Origin of the sequence: Succinivibrio dextrinosolvens (assembly GCF_900116345.1) — a bacterium.
Taxonomy (GTDB): Bacteria; Pseudomonadota; Gammaproteobacteria; order Enterobacterales; family Succinivibrionaceae; genus Succinivibrio; species Succinivibrio dextrinosolvens_B.
The window spans coordinates 1-21,345 of record NZ_FPAH01000033.1; the positions used below are offsets into that span (position 1 = coordinate 1).

Consider the following 21,345-nt stretch of genomic DNA (forward strand, 5'->3'; position numbering starts at 1 on the left):
CAATGTGTGCAGCATAGTCCTTTTTAAACTTCGCTACAGCCCAGTTGTAGGCAAATCGTCTTACACCAAATGCCTTACGACAATAAGTAAAAAACTTATTGTTTGCCTTTAGCTCAATAACCTGTCCTACAATCATTCTTTTCCGTTACCTGTCAGCTTCTGCTGCTTCTTTTAGTAATTTACGAGACCAACTATTTTACCTTCTGCTGACAATCAAATAAAGCAGAGAAAAACAAAGTCTACAAAATTTTTGTAGACTTTATAAACAATTTATAGATTTATCGAAACTGTTATTAGCCCTTTTAGAGAATTACAGACTAATCAAAACGAAGGTTAGTTGCCCTGATCTTCAGAACATTATTTGAATTTGAACTGGTCTCAGTCTTAAAGCTTGCGTAGCCTCCACTTACAACACTCAGCCAGTCAGAATTAGTAATCTTTGAAGAAGGACCTCCCTTAGATTCAATTATCACATCGCTTAGGACAAAGTTATCTTTTACATTGTAGCAGGCCTTCTCCAGCTGTTTTGGATCGTTTCTGAAGTTATGTAATACAGATGGCTTTATGGTTCTTACAAAAGTAACCTGACTGATGTCTCCATCATCAATAAGCTTCTGAAGCTTTGCTCTTATACCAGTATTGATAAGCCCCCTTCTCTCCAGCTCATCAAGATCATCAGAAGTGAGCTTGTTACAAACACTCTTATCAGTAGCCTGATCAATCATACCTGTAGTTGCTGAGGTATGGATGGTACGGATATGTTCAGATTTAAGTATTGAAGTATTAAACTGATTTATCTTATCAATACCCTCTCCTACCTTCTTAACATTCTTAACAAATTCTTCCGCTTGTTTTGGATTCTTCTTGTTTAATTTGGATGTCTTATGTGAAACATACAAATCGTTTACAACATTAACAGCATCCTTAACATGGAACATCTCGGAAGCACCAAGATCAGGCTTAGAGTAATCAATCTTATGAGAACCTTCATTAAGATCAAATAGCTTGAACTTCTTTCCGATCTCATGAGTGGTACGAACCTCATGAGTTGACCCGGTATTGTCGACTGTAGTCTTTGAGTCTCGATTGTAGGTGTATGACAACTCAAGTGCACCAAGCGTGGTGAACTTAACCATATTTTGCATTAGAGGATGCTCCTCTGCATACTTATCAATCAGAGCCTGCTTAACAGCATCATCCTTTTCATTGTTGATAGCATCAAGTTCATCATGATGCAAGAAGCCCTGAACAAGATTGCTGAGGTTAGCTTTAACCTGAGCCTTTCCGGTAATACTCCAGGAGTTTCCAGATGCTGCATCTGAAGCCAGACGGACATCCTCCTCGGTTAGCTGTGCAGTATACATCTTACACATGAAGGCGGCGGCTTCATCATCATTGTCAAACTTCAATTCAAGCACGCGGTTAGCGCCAACACTTGCTCCTGCGCCAGCCTTGGCACCGCCGGTAATAGCAGGCTTGAATGAAGCCTCTGCCTCAAGACCGACCTTAAGGATACTTGCATTGATGAAGAGGCTCAGCTTTCCATCAGAATTTCTGGTGAAGGCCATAGCGGCATTAGAATTTATGGCCAGAGAAGCCTTTACCTTCATCAGGTCATTCTTATTCAGTACACCTCCGGTAACTGCATCAATACCGGCCAGAGGATTGAAGTTGACCTTAAAGTCCATGTTCTGGTTAACATAGCGGATCTCATTTTCTCCGATTCTGTTTACCATTTCCTTCATTGCAGGCAGATACTCATGGAAATCGTGTGATCTCTTTGCTGCCTCATCATCAGGCAGTCCGCCAAAGAGAATTTTCGCAGATCTGTAGATTCCCCTGATATCGTTGAAAACTGAGAAGAAATGAGACTTCACACTTCTGAACATCTTGGTCAGAATAAACTGACTTGAGGTCTCTCTCAGTCTAGCCCTTGTCAGCAGTCTTGACATATTGGAGTCAAAGCCGCGAACCTGAAGGCACTGCATCATCTGCTGCTCAATTTTTCTTTTCTCAACTCTTGATGTCTTTGGATTCTTGTAAACCGAATACAGATCGGTCTTACTTGCATAACCAAGCTTCGCAGCAGCGTAACTTGAAGCAAGTCTAAGCTCATCACGGACAGCACTTCTGGACAGAAGCTTATTGGCCATAGGAACCAGAACTTCGGAGTCACCTTTACTAATCTCTAAATCCAGAGCGGCAGCATCCTTATTACGCTTATCAGTTCCATAGCCACCAATATAGGCACTCTTAATCTTCTGCAGATTGCTTCCATCTGCAGCCTGCATTGCGGCATCAGACAAAGCGGTACCTACTGAGTTTTTGGCTGCATCAGTTTCAAATCTGTTCTCATGAGTCTTGTAGACAATCAGAGAGTCAGCAGTAGTTGTATTCTCAAGATTCAGATGATTAGTGATAAAAGCATTGAGCTTTGCTGTAAAGGTTTCATCTGAAGCGGTATTCAGCTCTAACAGGTCACGACTGAAGGCGGTCTTACCGTTTTCAGGATCCCCTGGAACCTCACTGAAGGAGTTTGGATCAATGTTCTGGTTTAAAATCTTAAGATTACTTATAAGCTCCTTCTTCTGTGCTACTGAAAGTGGAGCCTCTACAGTTGCCTTGGCAACGTTCTGGATCTGGTCCAGATCATACATACCGATTCTGGTGGTGAAATCACTTATCAGTGAATTGAGGAATCCAGTCTTGGTATGCAGAGTACCGTTCATTAGAGCATCAAAATACTGCCCCTGCCCCGTAATAGCATTTGCAATAACCTCCTGATTCATAGCAGTAAGAGCTTCAACACTCATATGCTCAAAATCAAGATTTGGATGGTCTGTTCTATACTTGGCAGTAGCATCCATAATTGCAATGGCTGGAGCATTATTCAGAGCAGACACCTGCATATATTTGTTAATCAGAAGCTTTACGCCCTTGGATAGAGGTTCCTGATTAGCATGAGTAGCCAGGATCTCCTCAAGCTTGTTCTGAGCATTCAGACATTTCTGCTTAAAGGCCTGAACCTTATCATCGGAAAAACGAGGATCATCAGGAATCTCAGGATTATTTCTCTTTCTGAGCTCATATACGGCATAATCCTTGGCAAAACTGATCTCGTCTCTTGTAAAGGTGATAAGGTCCTTGTTATCAATACCGTAACTTCTCAGGATTGCAGGATCAAGCTGAGAGGCATCATCAACAAGATTGTCTCTTAAAAGAGAAATGGTAACAGCGACATTCTCACCCTTTACAGCATCACCTGGAGAGAGTTTCTGTGCAGACAGAAGTTTGTTGATGGTTGGCATACAGATAGCTTCATTACGAGCGTCAAGCTTTGCCTTGTATTGAGATGTAAGCTTCTCATCTCTGTTGACTTCCTCTGCAAGTTTCTTCTTATTGATGCCGATTTTAATCAGTTCGTCAGGATCTGTAATATTATCGTAAGCAGTAAATGACCACTTGTCACCAAAGGTGTAGATGTCCTGACGCATCTCATTTAAGGCAAGAAGAGTCTTGCCCTTATCAGAGGAAACCAGAACACTCTGCAGAGCCTTCTTGTCATCAAGTTTGGAGTTCAGACTCTGAGCTAAATTAGAGGCAGTTGAAATCTGTTCTTTTTGTCTAAACACACCCTGACCAGTTGCATCGAGTTTAGCTCTAACATTCTCATCAAGAGAATTGATAAACGCATCTCGAGCCTGAATGCCAGGATTTACAGGCTGACCGTTTAGACCTGCAAAAGGATCAGGTTCTGCATCGATGGAATAAACTCTTGAAGGAGCATCTGCAATTGCACCGCTTGCAATCTGCTCACCCATATGGGAGTGATATGCTGCATAAAGTACAGTATTCCAGATGGCATTAAGCTGAGGTAAAGGAACATTAACAGCGTACTCCAGAAGCTTCTTGAGATCTGCAGCTTTAATCTCATTGAGATCAGCTCGGCTGATCTTATCCAAAAGTTCAGTAATATCGGCTGTATTAGCACCATAATCAGGACCGCCTGGAAGAGCATTGTTCTCCTGTTTTATCAGCTCAACTGTATCCTTGACAACGACAAAGGCCTTCAGATAGCCACACTGCTGCTTTAAAGCAGGATCAGAAGTAATTCTTGCAAATGAGGTGGCCATATTCACAAAGGCAAACTTTGTATGTCTGTCATTAAATGCAGACTGAAGTTTTCCTGACAGAAGAGATTTAGCTTTAGCAGGATCTTTTACTGCCCTAGCATACTCTTCTAGCATGTTAACAGTGGCAGTAATCTTCTGTTCCTCTGTAGCATTTGCAGGAGCAGACATATTGGTAAAACCCTTGAAGCTAAATCTGTTCAGTGCTAACTGTCTGATTACCTCAGGGAACTGAGCCTTAAGATCAGGACTATCTGCAGTCTTTAATACCAGAGCCTTCAGTGTTTTGAAATTCAGACTGTCACTAAAGCCCTCATGATCAGCCGGATTAAAAGCTGTAAAGGAATTTCTCAGAATATCAATCATCTGACCAGCCTTCTGAGCTGACAGATCTCTGGAAATTTCACTAAAGACTGACATCATCACATTTGCAAAAGCATCATTTTTGCCTGGATTTGCAAACAGCTGTTCAACCTTAGCCTGAAGCTCTTCAAACTTCTTATTCTCATATTTTTCCACAAGAGCCATAAGATGCTCATTACCATAGGCTTCTGTAGCAATACGGTTTTTAATCTGATCCAGAGTATAACCTTTTAAGGTTGGATCCTTCAGGATTCTGTCAAGCTCATATTTCTCACTCATAAGCTTGTCAATCATTCTCTTGTTTTCAACGAATGAGTTATAGTCAACTCTCTTTTCTTCAGAGAACTCATAGAGTGAAACCGTACCGAACTGGGTTGGAAGTCCATTATTCAGCTTATTGGAAACAAACAGAGAAGTCTTGGCTGTAAGCTGATTTGGATCAGCTTTTGAGATATTACGTGCAGCATTGTTATAGGTTGTAGCAAGCTCAGAAATCTTTGCATTGGCTTCTGTCTTGTTTGCCACCAGACCAGTAATAAAACTATTTACGGTCTGCTGAAACTTACTGATAATCAGAGGGTTTCCAGTCAGCATTATTTTGTTTGCAATTGTAGACTGAAGAGCTGCTTTAGCCTCCTCTATCTCCTGAGTAGAAGAAGCTGCAATCAGTTTTCCAATCTGGACCTGCAGAGTTTTAGCCAACTCAGGATCTTTCTGTCCTGGAGGCAGACGAGAATTGATATCCTCTGCATAAACAAAAGCAAAAGTATGAGCAAACAGTAAATCAACATATGCACGCTGAGCATTATTACTTGATGCATTGTACAGAACGCGCATTTCCTTAACTGGATCTGTAGACTTAAAATGCTTTGCACACTTGATTTTAAAATCAAGGTCGCATTGTGAAGCAAGAGACTGAAGTTTAGCAAGATTTGGAGCTTCTTTGCCTGTCTTCTGTAGGACCTCGAAGCCGTTAGTCTGCTGAATAAAATTGGTTACAAACAGAGTGTCATCCATATTGGAAATATTCTGATTTCCATTATTAACCAACTTGGCATTGGATAGAATCGTATCTGAGTTAAGAACATTATTTTCAACAGGATGTAGAACAGGATCATTCATTAGATTTGGAGCATTCTCCAGAATATTTCCGCCCTGATGCTGCTGATTAACAATCTGATTATTGACAACATTATTCTGAAGTCTCAGGTTATTAGTTAGAGAATTCACATTAGGATTAGGTGCAGAATGGCGCTGAACAATATCATTCTGCTGATTGACATCATTGTTCTGATTAACATTATTATTCTGGTTTACATTTCCAATACCATTGTTATTGATTCTTTCTGACATAATCCTATCCTCAGTACTATCTAATATGAGAACTACTCTTATATATAATAAATTATTTTATGAGTTATGGAACTACTTATAAAAACATATGTGAAGATAAGCACGCTTTTATTGATAAATAAATGTAGATATATTAATTACAGAATCAAGAACGTGTTTTACTTTTAAAAAATGATAAACAAGCAGGTTCGTATATGATTAAAAAGCATTATTTCAAGATTTGTGAAAAATAATCCAGATAATTAGAAGCTGTAAGAGAAGACAGTTAGAAGAACAACAATTGTTTATCTTTTCTGACAGAAGAAGTAATCCGGAGGTTAAACCAGATTTTTCAGAACAGCATCAGGCTTCAGGACCTAGCCCAAAGCTCTGACACAAAATAGAGATACAAAAGAACTAGTACGAGTAACTGTACATAAGTCCCTGAGTAAGTTTCAGCCAGCCGTCAAGTGACACAAACAGCATCAGCTTGAAAGGCAGAGAAATAGACATTGGCGACACCATCATCATACCCATAGCCAGGAGGATGTTGGATATAATCAGGTCAATGGCAATAAAAGGAAGATAAAGCAGAAAGCCAATCTGGAAAGCCTTTGTCAGCTCAGAAATCACAAAAGAAGGAATAACGAACAGATAATTGTCCTGTTCAATTGAATTTCTCATCTCCTCAGGCCAGATCTTCTTAGCGGCATTAACAAAGGTTTTAGTGATACGCACATCCGTATTCACGATCATAAAATCCTTCAGAGGCTTTGAATAGGTATTTATATCCTCAACAAGCTCAATGATGCCTTTATTTTGAAGCTGAACTCCGTCAAGATCTTCTACAATCTGCTTACCTACAGGAGCCATGATGAATACAGATAAAATCATGGACAGAGCAGCAAGCACCATACCAGGAGGAGTCTGCTGAACACCCAGAGCATTTCTGATTAGAGAGAGAACAATAACAATCTTGCAGTAGGAAGTAACTACTGTGACCAGAATAGGCATAATGCCCATTACGGCCATAAGGACAAGAAAGTTAAAATGATTAAAATCAGTTCCCATAAAATCAGCTCTTTAGTTCGGTAACCTGAACACCAATGCTATCTCCAAGATCGACAAGGCGACCAGAGCCCACAATCTTTCCATTAACCTTAATAGAAACAGGAGACTGCTTAGAACATGATAGAGTTAGAACAGAACCAGGCTTTAAGGTTGAAACCTCATCATAGGTAAGAGATCTTCTGTCAACCTCAAAGGCAACATCAAAATTAAGATCATCTGTATTAACTGTACCAGTTTCATCTATCTGAGAAGCGCCTTCATTCATTGACATATCTTGAGTATTATCGCTCATATTGTTTATATTCTCCTCGTTTGCAACTGTTTTTATGCCTTTAAAAATACCCTGCCCCTCTGCAAGTTCAAAAACCAGACATTTGTTTCCAATCTTCGCATAGGCAAGATTGGAATCAAAAAGATAGACATCCGGGATCAGAATATCACCGCAAGCAAGATTCTTGAGGTCGCGGGTTTTAAGAGTCACATAACCGATGTCAAAACCAAGCTCTACACCAAGGTTGTGGACCAGCCCTTCATTTACGTTCTTCTCAAGATTTTCAAACATATGGGCAAGATTAAAGGCAGCCTCATCATTTGGAATCTCAATTTTCAGAGGAATGGAGCAGGTTTCATGATTCAGAGTGCAGTAAAGCTCAAAAACTGAAGTGAATGAAACAGGAGGATCACAGAAGGTAATATAGGCATTTACCTTGGATGACAGATACTCTATTTCCCTGTTAAATACCATTTCCAGACTTGCAGATAAAAGTTCAAATGGCAGTGATCTTGGGTTGATATCCTTTAAGAGAGGATCCTCATTTAGAAAATCATCAGACAGAGCAGATACTTTCAGAATAGCTCCATTGATATTAAGGAAGGCGCTAACCACTTCCTCAGAATCATAGACACTAAGAGGACTGAACTTAAAGGCCGCACCAGTCCCCATCGCAGCATTTATTGCATTGAAAAGTCTGGCCTGGGATACAGAAAGAGGCGCAATCTCATAAGGAACTGGTTCAGACATTATCATTATCTCCGTCTTTCAGAACGGCATCACTGTTCTGAGCCATACCTCTGATATCGTTGTGGACACCTTCGGTATCAATACCATCAAAGGAAACTTCTACTCTGAAGGCATTCTTTTCATGAGTATCCAGATCAGCCTCAAGCATATCCTTGGTAGCCATCAGCTTTTTGAAGGAAATAGGATCGGAGGATACGATATTCACAAAAAGCATGCCACTGATATCACGAGTCAAGGTGATTTGTGTATTGGTAAGTACAGTATCATTCAGCTGTAGCATAACCTGATGGGCACCATCAAGGCGAGGCTGAGAAACCAGAATCTTATCCACAAGAGATGTCACCAGCTGCTGCAGTTCGGTCTGAGTTCCAACAGAAGAACTCTGGGTAGCTGCATTAACAGATGAGCTTGTCATGGAGCTAGCCTGCTTGGCAAAGGAAGAAAACATTGAAGACAGATCGGAATCCTTCTTCTGACCATCAGCATTATTCTTCTCAGAGCCAGCTCCTTCCTTACGGGTCATTTCCTTCTCGAACTGTTCTTTTTTCTGCTTAGACCAGTAGTCGTCACCCCTTGTCTTTAAATCATCCTTGCTGTCTGCAACAGGTGCAGAAGAACCATCTGAAGATAACCCCTGAACCCTCATGATAAACCTCTTTCTTCTAGCTTAAATCTTTTTCATAATGAAGTTTGGAACAATCTTGCTGTCTTCCTTTAACTTCAGATGCAGACGATGACCAAGCTCGGTCTTGTCCTGAACGTTAAACAGAGGACTCATGCCCATAGCCTTCAGAATCTTATTCATTAAAATAACATTCTTGCCGTTGTTTCTCTTTACATAAAGGAAGCTTTCACCTTCAACCAGAGGATAATCAACAAGAACGATAGCCTCTCTTAAGGCAGTTCTTATTTCAGCATAGTCATAGCTTTCTTTTGTTTGCTGTTCCAGCTTGAATCTGATGATCTTCATCATAATAAGTCTTAAATAGCTGGACATCTGATTAAAGCGTGCGGTCTTGGTAAAGATAAGTTCTTCCTTGCTGATAGAGGTTTCTGAACCAGACATCTGCAGTTTCTCAAGAGTATCAGTATCAAGCTTTAGACCTGACTGACTCATGGATGAACTTAGGAAGTCCATATCGTATTCAGCAGACAGCTGCTTAACAATGAATCGCAGCATATACATAGATTCTTCATTCAGAATATCCTGAGAATTTGCAAGATATTCCTTAAGCTGCTCAGGAGTGTAGTTACAGCCTAAAAAGCCTAGATCCGGACCATAGATGAGTTCGCTGTTCTCATCATCGTAACCAAGAATTGAAATAACCAGATTTGCAAGAATTACTTCAGATAAGGAGTATTTCAGTTTTGCATGATATCTTGACTGCAGATAGTTCAGACGGTAGTCAAGTTTAAGAATGTCTGACCAAATATGGTTAAAGATAGCGTATGCATAGTTAACCTGAGGGAAGCCGTTCTCAAACTTTTTAAGTCTTGAACTTTTAGCCATGGAATTAAGACGGGTAACCACATCTTTCTTGATGGCGCCCTTTAATTCAGCAGACTTGGCTTTAACATCTCTTTTCAGATTTTCCAGCGCATTAGGATCATCTTTAAGAAGATCATCTAACTTGCCAAGTTTGTTGAGAGTTCTATGGCCGATAGAACCATCGTCCTTTCTGAAAGACTCAACTAGATATACGTACTGGGTATTGTTTGATTTTTTTATTTGAATGTACATTTTTTTAAGCTCAAAATACAAATAATAAACAATTCACTAACGTTATTATATATAAGAAAAAAAAATTTAGGATTGCTTGATACTACATAGACAAAAAAATTGTCAAAAATCTTCTGATTATTCGGCGTAGTTCTAATTTTTTGAACTACGGCATTGACCAGAAGCAAGTATTGAATTTGTTTACAAACACAGCTGACAGGCCTAGTTTTTTTTTAACTTCATAAAGACTGATGCTCTGTCAGAAATATACTTCTGAAAATTAACTTCTACCTTTCACAAAATAATCACTGCTGTTCTTGATAATACTTTTAAGCATAAATCACACTAATGGGAATTGTTATTGACCTTAATCTCAAAGCTAGAAAAAGTAACTAGAACATCTATAGGTTGAATTCAATAATTAATTGTAGCGTCTGATAAATCTGTTTTATTTCAGCAGAATCTACTGACTTGTTTCTGCTGTTCTGCCTACAGAATAAGACTGAAAAATGAAACATCTGAGGGATCAGGGTATGAGCGATTTTTCTATTAAAAATAGGATTGAACCAGGACAAATCCAGACACATAATCAGGATAATCAGAATGTAAAAGTCGATAACAAACCTAAGCCAGATGATAAAACTCTTAATGATGCTCTTTCATTAAACCAGAAACTTGATAGCAAAACAGAACAGACAGCAAATATCATCAGCGGAAAAGATCCAAAGGATAGACTAAAAAACCTGATGGATAAGCTTAATTCCAGCGGTAACTCTGCCGGTATTGAGAAGTTCGATAAGAAATTCTTTCTTTTACATATTAAAAAATCTCTTGTTAATTCGGTATTCAGCAATAAGAATGTAAATCTGCAGAAGACGCAGATGGAAGCCTCAGAGTGCGACCTGAAGTTTAAAGAAAAATGCCTTGATATTCTCAAGTCTGAAAACAGCTTAAATAACATGGGCATGTTATACAAGAGCACCACGTCAAATGCGCAGAGAGCCTACCTTGATCTCATATCTGCCTTTATGATGACAGCAGAATTCCAGATCGGGACAGAGGAAAAGGCTGCAGGAAAATTACCAAATTCAGTTCTGCAGGAAATACAGTGCGCACTGGCAGAGCATATAGCTGAAGGACCAAAAGGCTGTTCAAAGACAGAAAAGAAGGTTTTGGATATTCTTGATAAGCTACCTGATGATGTAAAAAACAGCTGTGCTGATGACATAAAAAAACTGAAATCTCAAACCAGCGCCATTACTCAAAACAAACAGCATGCTATGGAGGATATAAAGAAACGCAGTGATGAGCTAAAGAGCTTCCAGAACAATTTAAAAAGCTTTAATCCAGATACATTCAAAGCAACAGAACTGCGTTTTACACAGAATAACACCAGCCTTGGAGTCTCCCCATACTGCGGAGTCAACTCCTGTGTACATCTTGATGAGGAGACAAGCTCCCAGTTCAGGGAACTCAAGAACGAACTTGAGCCTAAATTTGATGAGGTTGTAAAACTTCATCAGGACATAGAGTCCTATCTTGCTTCCGCAAATATAAAGGGTAGCTCTCTTAAGACTCTTGCTGCAAGAGTAGAAAATGAAGCAAACGGCAATACCTTCCTTTTAGACAAGCTTAAAGCTCATTCAAGAAGAGCCTTTGACAGAATAGGTGCCAGAATTGTAAGTCTGGTGGACAATCCTGTCTCAAATGCAAATCTGGCATCAGAGCTTACAAAAATTGCAGATGAGATTCATAGACATCTGCTACCGGAGCATGCCAATCCTCTTGCAAAAATCATCAGTCTGAATCTTACCAAACTGCAGATTGGGGTAGACGGTCTTACCGAAACCCCAAATCTTATCGCCCTTAGAAATCTAATGGGAAAAATCAGCTCAGATCCAAAGCTTCAGAATAACTTCTCTGAACTTATGAATATCCTAGGTCAGGCCCGTTTTGATTTCAAAGGCTTTGCCCTGCTCTCTGGCAGTCTGTCAGCAGATGACATTAAGAATAATCCAAAGTCTATGGGCGACAAGTCCACGGAGGTTTTAGATAACTTCTGCAGATGTCTTGATGATCCTGCCCAAGGAAATGCTTTTGTGGATAAGCTTGCATCAGTAAACACTAATGATAAAAGTATTTATACCGCCTTTGCGGCCATGGGCAGTTATCTGTGCCACAGCTCGGATGAGAAGGTGGTGCAGAAATGTGGCAAATACCTCAATCTGAACCTTGTAAAACAGGCTGCTGCATTAGATTTAAAACAGAACAATCTGGATTTAAAAGCTGTTCCGCCTACACCTGAGGAGCTAAAGGCCACCCCTAAACTTTTAGCTGACGAGCAAATCAATCTTGATCTTCACAAGATAGTCAACTCCAATATCAAGGATATCGATTCTGCTACCTTAAAGAGAGTTCTTGACAGTGCAGTTGCAGGCAAACTGCCTCATCTTGATGTTGTATGGAATACCCTGCTTCACAGTGCCTACCACGCCGAAATGTCAGAAAAACTGGAGAAAGGAGAGATAAATAAGGTTCCTAAGAGAGTCTTCTCAATAAGTACTGAAGACTCCTCGCCAATCAAGGAGCTGGTAAAGGAAAATAAATCTACAGGCTACAAAGCCCAACTGGAATTTAAAAACTCCCTTTCTCAGGAAGTTCGTGACCGAATGGTCACACAGTCCACAGGACTTTTCAGAAAAGAAGAGCAGCAGCAGAATCTTGAAGTCATTACTGAAAAGCTAAATGCCATGAGTAACTACAACACAGATATTCTTGAGGCATTGGGCAAAGAGAGTACCAAGGGAAAGATTCAGCTGGCTTTAGATGAAATGAGAAAGGAGCTGACCTTCATAAACTCCTCTATTATAACCGGAGGCACCCGTCAGTTTGATAACATCAAGACACAGGATGAGCTCCTAAAGGTAGCAATTGACAAAGGTGCGCTACTAGACGGAATCAACTCCAAATACAAAGGTATGAGCGAAAAATACGCCAATACAATAAAGGAGAAGAATACAGCACTGCAGAATCCTATTGTCTCAAAGCTTTTAGAAGCACAGGGACTGCAGCCGGGTGAGAAGCCAAAGGGTCAGGATATAGCAGTAACTCTTATTACCTTAAGAGACAACCTTGTAGATGATATTTCCAAGCTCCCAAAGAAAGATCTCAAAGAGATGGGCATAAACTCCACAGAGAATCTGAAGTTCAGCCCTGAAGAGAAGGATTTTGCCATCAAACTCAATCAGTACATAGGCAAAAGAAATCTTATGGAGATCTCTGGTATTAGCATGCCTCCATCGAAGGAATTCTCCGATGATAAAGTCGAGCAATTCTACCAGAAATGCGATGCTGCACTGGCCGATCTTACCGAGATAATCTCAAATCAGGGTAAAAGTGTACCTTTAACCAAGACTGCAAAGCTCGCGATCAATAAATATGTTGAGATTACCCTCATGCGTCACGGTGACAGCTATGCCCAGTTTGTTGCCAAGGATGAAGGCGCAAAATATATAAAGGACAAAGGCAATACCTCTGAGAAAACTCTAAAGGAAGCTCAGAACCTGACCTTTGAGAAAAGTGTTGAAATAGATTCAAAGCTGCAGAATCTTTTAAACGGCAGTCTTAACAGTGATGATAAGGATCTTAAATCTGTAAAGAATCTTATTCTTAACAATCTGGCAGTAAACGCTGGACTGAAGAGAAAGAATCTTAATGCCTTCATTAAGGCAACAGATGAAAATCAGAAACTTTCATCTTCAGAGAAGAAAGAGCTTATAAACAGTCTTAAGCTTCTGAAAATGAATGTGGATACCAATTCTTTTGTATCCTCAGATCCTCGTGACAGCAAACCAACACAGTTCAGTTCAGATCTCCGAGAACTGGGTAAGGCAGAAGGACAGGATTTTGAGAAGAAGCTGGATGAATTCATAGCAAAACATCTGACAGCAGAGAACACTTCTCAGGCAGATGCAGTTCTTACCTATGCCACCAGCAGCAGTGATCCTCTGGAGACCACTGTTAATACCCTGAAAACAGCCTTCGGCGAGGACACTAAACTCGATAGTGGAGTTCTTAAGAAGGTTACAGATTCATTTACCTCCGACTACAAAAAAAATGTCGGAAGTTTGAGTAAAAAATCTGCCCTTTATGAAAAATCTCAGAACGAACAGGCTCAGGCTTTAGGCGAAAAGCTTTTGGGAGACCGAAATGTTCGCGCCATTGTAAGACTGGCAGGAAGTTACGCCGCTGCATCTTTAGGCTATTCAGGCAGAAACGAAGTTTTTGAGGCCTACAAGAGTGATTCCACAAGCGATGAAGAAAAAGCCCGCATTGAAAATGCAATGAGAAAGGCGCTCATTCAAAGAGGTGTTGATGCCAACCTTGCAGATATGCTGACCAGAGCGAAGCTGATTGAAGGCAAGAAAGATCACATGATCGCCCGAGGCTGGAGTATTCTTAAAAACACACTCTTTAGTGTTGTCTCCACAATTCAGTCCCGTGTTATTGATCGCTTTGAAGGAGACTATACAGAAACACAGCGTAGAAACCAGAACTTTGAAAAATACCTGCCTTGTGTAAAGGAAATGATTAACTCCATTACTCCTGACACTGTCAAATACGTGGACAAGAGCAAGGATATGTCTTTCAAGTTCGATCCGCTCAAAGCCATTGATACAGTTACAGGCGGAACCCTCACCGAAAACGGAGTGGTATCACTGAATATGAGTCTTTCTCTTCTGAAAAACTCAGGTGTAGTCTTCAATCGCGACGAGGATGGAAAGCTGTCAATAAGCATCAATACCAATACTCTTGCAGGTGTTGGAGTTGAGGCGAATGTTGATCTGCTTCAGGCAGCCGGAGCTTCAGCCGAGCTTGGAATTAAGGGAGGATTAGGCAAAGTTCTAAATCTGAAATTCGATTCTGATGACGAGGCGGCGGTATTCGTCTGCAAGATGTTTACAGGTCAGCTCAGCAGCAATGATGTCAAACTATCAGAATCAGCCTCAGCCGGTACCAGCGGAACAGTTTCAGGAGGTTTAAATGCTTCTGCAGATATCGGTAATGTTGCTAAATGGGCTGCATACGGCAAGGAAATTGAAGATAACGCCAAGATAGAAGGAGTAGATCCCGACGAGAAATTCGCCAAGGATCATCCTATTGCCAATGGAATACTCTCCAATGGAACCTTAGGTAAGGTCGAACTTGAGACTAATCTTGGATACGATACCAAGACCATAGTAGACAACTCAGGCGTCACTACGGAGAAACACCGTAAATGGACGATGAACCTCGGCTTTACCGCCTTTGAATTTTCCGACAAGATTAAGAATATAAAAGAAAATACAGTTGATAAGGTTGCAGATGAGGTTGAGCCTTTAAAAAAGGCCTATGAGGCTGTTGACAAGGTAAATACTGCCATCGGTAATGCTCTGAGTAAACCGGCAGAAGCTCTTGGTATCGACTATATCGAGAATTTCCATACGGTACATGTTTCAGATGTCACCGGTGCAATTGATTATGCAACCGACAAAACAGTAAGCAACCGTCTGAAGGATGAGCATCTTGATAAACTCAAAGAGGCAGGGCTTTTAAATGATACCCTGTCAGAGAAGCTTAAAGAGGCAAATGAAAACGAGCAGATTCTTAATGTCACATTTGAGATGAAATTTAAGGATGATGTTATTGAAAAATTCGCCCACGATCCTAAGGCTCTTGCTAAAGAGGCGGACAAGGTAAAACAGAACTATGAGTTCTCATCCTTCAGCGTTGAGCTGAAAGGCTCAGAAAACAAGATTGAATATATGGACTGGCTAAAGAAGGTCTCAGGAGGAATGCTCAGCTATTCATCCAAGACTACAGCTAATGGAAATACTCTTTTAACCATTGTTAAGAATGAACTATAAAAGAGAGAAGAAGATTTGATGCTGATTAAGTTAAGGTAAATTGATCCTATGAAAAAAATACTGACATTACTTCTGTGTGCAGGTATTCTGGCAGGATGCTCTGATGAGGGTAAAAACGTGCTCAGAGTTGGAGTTGGAGCACCGGGCAGCAGTTATGAGGCTTATGTTGCTAAACTGAACGAACAGCTTGAAAGCAATCAGAGCACAATCCGATTAAAGCCTGTATATACAAAAAACTCAGGAGCGTCAGTAAGACTTCTAAACTACGTTCTTCTGGATCTATCCCTGGTTGAGGGGACCGCCTTAGATTCAGCACTTAAAGTCGAGACCGAAGAAAGCTCTGCTGAGACCATCGGCAGATTTACTGACAAGAACTATAACGTGCTGAATGATGGAGATGAAATCAAGGAAAATTTCGCGACAGTTGCAGATGTATATGACAAAACGCTGCATATTGTGATCATGGATGATTCTCTTATCGATGAAGTCACTGATATCTACAGCAGTCATCTGGTTATAGGCAGTGATGATACCTATTCTAAGGTAATCTGTGAACAGGTTCTAAGATCCAACACTGTAAAAAACGATGATGTGAAACTGAATACTGCCTTCGCCAGTGTAGAGGATGCCCTTAACAGGATCAAAGAGAAAAAAGCGGATATAGCCTTCATCTTTGACAGAGTTCCCTCAGATACACTTCTGAAATTCTCCAAGGAGAACAAGGTTAGGATGCTATCACTTCCAAGAGATAAGATTCATGATCTTGTAGCCTCCGATTCCTGTTATTCCCAGAGAGAAATCAGTGCGGATACCTATCCGGATATAGGTATAGACATCAGGACCCTGGATATGGAGGTCCTGATGATGGCAAGTATCTACCTTGATGATAAAACAGTATCTGAACTCCTAGAAAAAGGTATTATGGGTGATAAGACCTTGAGTCAGGAGGAATATAAAAAACAGATTCTCCATGCAGGTAAGACATTACATAACGTAGGCTTCCATGAAGGAGCTCATGAATTCTTCAAGGAAAAAGGAATTAACGTTAAGGCCACGGAAGTTGTCGAATCAATTATTAAGATGAATCTAATCGCCGGACAGGACTAAGGAATTATTATGATGCAAATTATAAATCTCGATCTGTTTGAAACCGTAGCCCTTGCCGTTGTGGTTCTGTTTTTAGGCATGTTCCTGAAGAAAAGAATTGTTTTTCTTGAGGAATACTGCATTCCCTCCCCTGTTATAGGCGGACTGGTGATTGCACTGATTAACTACATCTTCTATCTTTGCGGGTACGCCTTTGCCTTTAATAAAACCATTGAAGATCTGTGCATGGTGGTCTTCTTCACCACCATCGGACTCCAGGTTGATCTCAGAATTCTCAGAAAAAGCTTTTTGACTCTGGTTATTCTGGTGGTATGTGTATTCGTCCTGATTGTGCTGCAGAATCTGGTCGCCTTGGGCACTGCCTTTATATTCAGAGGAGATATGCTCAATGCTCTGACAGCAGGCTCAATCTCAATGATGGGCGGTGATGGTGTTGCTGAAATAGTTGGACCTGTACTTGAGGATTTAAGACTTGAAAACGGCCAGAACCTGACCTATGGAATGTGTACTCTGGGCTTTATCATCTCTGCCCTGCTTGGAGGTCCTCTTGGCCGTTACATCATAAAAAAATATGATCTTAAAGCAAACACAGAACCATCAAAGGAAAATCATAACGCAAAAGCAAATGCCCAAAAGAAAACACCTGAGCTTCCATTCCAGGCCAAGCTTGCAAAGGTAATCTACAGAATACTCATTATAATGGGTCTTGGAATGGCTTTTTGCGACGTACTGGCTCTCTTCGGGCCAGTGCTGCCAGATTACATAGGAGCCATGTTTGTAGCAATCGTAATCCGCAATATAGGAGATGTTACAGGCCAACTTCAGGTCTATCCTGTTGAGCTTAATTATATCGGCGCCCTGAGCCTGTCCCTATTCCTGGCAATTGATTTTATGAATATCGCCATCTGGCAGCTTTCTGTAATCAACTTCACCCAGATTGTCATCTTTATCCTACAGTTTGTGCTGATTACTGCTTTTGCTTTCTTTGTGATTTTCAGAATAACAGGAAAGGATTATGACGCAGCTATTATCTCTGCAGCATCCTGCGGATTCGGTCTGGGAGCATCCTCCAGTGCAATTTCCAGCATGATGGTGCTGGTTGGAAAATACGGACCATCTATAAAATCCTTCCTGCTGATTCCTATTGTAGGAACTCTGCTTGCCGATACTCTGAACAGCATAGTTATCTACGTTATTCTCTTGCTGCTTTAGGCATTTAGCTTTTCAAATCAGATCCTGTTTCAGACAGGATCTGAGTGGGCAGCAGTCTCACACAAAACAACATCAATTACAACATAATGAGATTTTTCGGCATTAGAGAATAAGACTATCATGAAAATAGCCTTACAGATGTTTGAAAATGATTCAAGACAAAGAAATCGATAATTGATCTAGGCCATCATAAACATGCTCTGTGCAACCATAACACTGATCATGCCGTCTTCTTCAGTCTCAGGAATTGCACTTCTTCCAGAAAGAATTTCGGTAGCTGCATTATCAACAGGAGTAGAAGGCTCATCAAAGGCATTATAGGTTCTGGCAGAACTAGACTGTGCAGAGGCCGAAGCTGTTGAACTCGAAGTACTATGAGCAGTTGCAGTAGCAGATGCCTGCTTGTTTTGAACAGAAGATTGTACAGAAGCTCGGTTAGCCCCTAAAACCACGTCAAGAATTTTATCATTTAAAAAGTCTCTGAAATGGTTTCCATCCTGAATGAAGAACTTTAAATCTGAAAGAAAGGAATCCGGAGTGCATGTATCCAGCATTATGTCATGACATAACCACAAAACAGTAGTATCCCTGTCATAGGTTAATCTAATGTTGTGATAACGTCCACCGAACATATTAAGAGAAAGCAGACTCTCGAACATTTCAGGATTAACTACAGATTTCTCCCCTAAGGTCTCACAGCGCATATAGAGCATTACAGATATCTCTCTGAAGCTCATATGTAGATAATCACCTTCAGGCAGAAGAGTACTGGACATTCCATTGCTGTCAAATTGAGAAAGCTTAGGAGAAGACATTGTTTCAATAAGCTTATTGATCTGTTCTATATTCATGGAAAGTCCTTAGTACTCTTAGTGTTCTGAAGCTATCTTAGATTTTAGGCTTAATTAAAATACTTCTCCAAAATTCAGCTCTCATTTTGGGATATAGGCTCAACGTTTATGCAGGAAAACAGAGAGGACTCCGCTTTTTTCCACAGAATTAGTTTTGCTTTTCAAAGTTCTCTCTGTTGTTATTTCTTCACAAAAATAGAAACAACAAATACATCACTTCTGCTTGAGCCACTCATCTACATGAGACTGAGTCTCTTCATCAGCTTTCTGAGCCATAGTACCTCTCATCACCAGAGAAGGACCGACTTTGGCTCCAGTTACTTCCGCTATTTTTCTATCAATTGCAGACAGGCCCATTCCTTCATGAGTAATGAAAGGATGAATAGTTTTTCCTTTAAAATCCTGAGATTCAAGGAAAGTGTAGACAACCATTGGCATATCTGCCCACCAGACCGGAGTTCCGAGGTAGATTTCATCATATCCGCTGATATCAGGATTATCCTTTAGGACAGGTCTGGCTTTAGATTCAAATTCCTGCTTTGAAACTTCGGTTAAAGTCTTAATATCCATTGGATATTCATTTTCAGGAATAATCTCGGCAATATCAGATCCAGTTGTCTTCGCTATAAGCTTTGCAAGTCTGGCAGTATTGCCCTCCTGGACCTCTCCCACAGAATAGTTTTCGCCCGCCTTGGAGAAATAAACTGTAAGAGATTTTGCAAAGGCAGGTGAAGTCCAGAATAAGATGCCTGCAGTAAAGATTGAAACAACCAGAGAAAAGAATCTTTTAAAAACCATTTTAAAACTCCAAACTGCCCCTCGCTCCAAAAGAATACCGGAGAGAAGAACACATTCTTTAATAGATGAGCAATTTCAGCAGAGAAACAGCACAGCTACAACAGCGAAACGAGCTGAATACAGATTGCACCTATGTTGAAATATAGGAGATTTATCAGAACTCAGATTGGATTGATTTCGCAAAATTTGGCTTTAATGCACAGAATTTCTTTGAAAAATTTAGATAAAAAAAATCTCCCCGTGGTTATAGCCAGAGGAGACTAAAAATACCCAATTAAAAACTTGTACTATAGTGACTCTTCAGTAAACTCTTCTGAGTCAAGCTCGCCTTCCATCTTGGTTACGCAGACAGCGGTAAAGGCATCACCGATTACGTTAGCTGAGGTACGGATCATATCCAGCAGACGGTCGATACTTGCAATCAGAGCAACAGCCTCAAGAGGAATACCAACCTGAGTAAATACCACGCTCATCATGATAAGACCAGCACTAGGAACACCAGCGGTACCGATTGCAGCAACAATACCCATCAGCACAATTGTTACCTGATCGAACATGGTAAGATCGATACCATAGATCTCAGCAGCGAACACAGCACATACACCCATATAGATAGATGTACCGTTCATATTGATGGTGTTGCCTAATGGAATAGAGAATGAAGCGATAGCCTTGGTAGCACCGAGCTTACGGGTTGCTACTAGATTTGATGCTAAAGCTGCAGCTGATGAACAGGTGGTGAAACCGATAATCCAAGGCTCTGCAATATCCTTGAAGAAGCGCTTTAAAGGAAGACCTACATAAACGCGAACTACAGGAATATATACAACCACGAAGAATAAAGCGGTGGCGATGAAAGAGCACAGAACCAGCTTTAGAAGAGGAAGCAGCACAGCAAGACCGTGCTTGCTTACGGTAAAGGCAATCAGAGCAAATACACCGATAGGAGCATAATGCATAACAGCGTTGGTCATCTTAATCATGACTTCGCCAACACCTTCAAAGAAGCCCTGCAGACTCTTGCCCTTCTCACCCATTGAAGCCAGAATGAATCCAAAGAATACAGCAAAGAAGATAATCTGCAGCATTGAGCCCTTTGACAGAGCATCAAATGGATTCATAGGAACGATGTTTAAAAGAGTATCCTTAAGAGCTGGAGCCTTAACTTCATTGATGGTTAAACCTTCAGTTGAGAAGTTAAGACCGGTACCAGGATGAACAACCTGAGCAATGATAAGACCGAAGATAACTGCAACACCGGTAGTGCAGGCATAAACCAGAAGAGTCTTAACCGCAACACGACCTAGCTTTGAGATATCTGCGATACCGGCAACGCCAGAAATAATGGTTGCAAATACCAGAGGAACCACAACCATACGAATCAGTCTGATGAACAGATCACCAAAAGGCTTAATGTAATCTGTTGCAAAACTTTCACTTATAAATGTACCGAAAACAGTACCAAGAACCAAACCTAGAAGCATCATCCAGGCCAGTCCAAATGACTTTTTCTTTTCCATCTCTATCTCCAGAAATCAGTTAAAGAGTGTTCATGCACTACAGTAGAGCAAAAATACAACACTCTTGCATGAGCTTATGATACGTAAAAAAAGCTTGATAATCAAAGAAAACATAGGCGCTTGCACTATTATGTAGCTAAAATTGTGATTTGAATTATACATTACCAATTTTGGAGCTTTTATTGTAAGAATGCCTGATTTACGGTCAAAACATGGAACTTTTGAATTATCCTGCTGAAAAAAATAGGAATATTATCTTTTCAAACAATCAAAAAAAAAGAGAGGAGCAATAATATTGTCCCTCTCTTAGGCAT

At 40.5% G+C, this 21,345-nt stretch carries 12 protein-coding genes; 3 read left to right on the forward strand and 9 right to left on the reverse strand.

Annotated features, from left to right (window positions below; all coding sequences use genetic code 11):
* From BM308_RS13675 to BM308_RS09720, 6 genes are all read right to left on the reverse strand, one after another.
* A partial coding sequence (locus BM308_RS13675; protein ID WP_177214440.1) for a helix-turn-helix domain-containing protein occupies positions 1 to 136 on the reverse strand: 136 nt, incomplete at its 3' end.
* Positions 137 to 317: 181 nt separating this feature from the next.
* Complete coding sequence (locus tag BM308_RS09700; protein WP_074944838.1) at positions 318 to 5,846, reverse strand: hypothetical protein; 5,529 nt, start codon at positions 5,844 to 5,846, stop codon at positions 318 to 320.
* A 396-nt stretch (positions 5,847 to 6,242) separates the two neighbouring features.
* Positions 6,243 to 6,848 (reverse strand): type III secretion system export apparatus subunit SctR, encoded by a 606-nt coding sequence (gene sctR / locus BM308_RS09705; RefSeq protein WP_373604448.1) that lies wholly within the window; start codon positions 6,846 to 6,848, stop codon positions 6,243 to 6,245.
* Between the two features lie 52 nt (positions 6,849 to 6,900).
* Positions 6,901 to 7,917, reverse strand: a complete 1,017-nt coding sequence (gene sctQ / locus BM308_RS09710; RefSeq protein ID WP_074944841.1) for a type III secretion system cytoplasmic ring protein SctQ — start codon at positions 7,915 to 7,917, stop codon at positions 6,901 to 6,903.
* A complete protein-coding gene (locus tag BM308_RS09715) occupies positions 7,910 to 8,563 on the reverse strand; it encodes a hypothetical protein (protein WP_074944842.1) in 654 nt (217 codons plus the stop codon). The genes sctQ and BM308_RS09715 overlap by 8 nt, the downstream gene beginning before the upstream one ends.
* A 21-nt stretch (positions 8,564 to 8,584) precedes the next feature.
* Complete coding sequence (locus BM308_RS09720) at positions 8,585 to 9,658, reverse strand: hypothetical protein (RefSeq protein WP_074944844.1); 1,074 nt, start codon at positions 9,656 to 9,658, stop codon at positions 8,585 to 8,587.
* Between the two features lie 512 nt (positions 9,659 to 10,170).
* On the opposite strand from BM308_RS09720, the gene BM308_RS09725 reads away from it, so the two are divergent.
* From BM308_RS09725 to BM308_RS09735, 3 genes are read left to right on the forward strand one after another with little or no spacing between them, the layout of a single operon-like run.
* Complete coding sequence (locus tag BM308_RS09725) at positions 10,171 to 15,543, forward strand: hypothetical protein (protein WP_143098599.1); 5,373 nt, start codon at positions 10,171 to 10,173, stop codon at positions 15,541 to 15,543.
* A gap of 48 nt (positions 15,544 to 15,591) precedes the next feature.
* Positions 15,592 to 16,650, forward strand: coding sequence for a TAXI family TRAP transporter solute-binding subunit (locus BM308_RS09730; protein WP_074944847.1), 1,059 nt, complete (start codon positions 15,592 to 15,594; stop codon positions 16,648 to 16,650).
* 9 nt (positions 16,651 to 16,659) lie between these two features.
* Positions 16,660 to 17,862: a sodium/glutamate symporter gene (locus BM308_RS09735; RefSeq protein WP_083425533.1), complete on the forward strand. Its 1,203-nt coding sequence runs from the start codon at positions 16,660 to 16,662 to the stop codon at positions 17,860 to 17,862.
* Positions 17,863 to 18,041: 179 nt separating this feature from the next.
* Here the strand turns inward: BM308_RS09735 and BM308_RS09740 are convergent, their stop codons facing one another.
* The 3 genes from BM308_RS09740 to BM308_RS09750 form a co-directional block, all read right to left on the reverse strand.
* Positions 18,042 to 18,713 carry a type III secretion system chaperone gene (locus BM308_RS09740; RefSeq protein ID WP_074944848.1) on the reverse strand — a complete coding sequence of 224 codons (672 nt, stop codon included), beginning with the start codon at positions 18,711 to 18,713 and terminating at the stop codon, positions 18,042 to 18,044.
* A gap of 213 nt (positions 18,714 to 18,926) precedes the next feature.
* Complete coding sequence (locus tag BM308_RS09745; RefSeq protein ID WP_083425534.1) at positions 18,927 to 19,511, reverse strand: flavodoxin; 585 nt, start codon at positions 19,509 to 19,511, stop codon at positions 18,927 to 18,929.
* Between the two features lie 287 nt (positions 19,512 to 19,798).
* A complete protein-coding gene (locus BM308_RS09750) occupies positions 19,799 to 21,031 on the reverse strand; it encodes a dicarboxylate/amino acid:cation symporter (RefSeq protein ID WP_074944850.1) in 1,233 nt (410 codons plus the stop codon).
* Between the last annotated feature and the right edge of the window lie 314 nt (positions 21,032 to 21,345).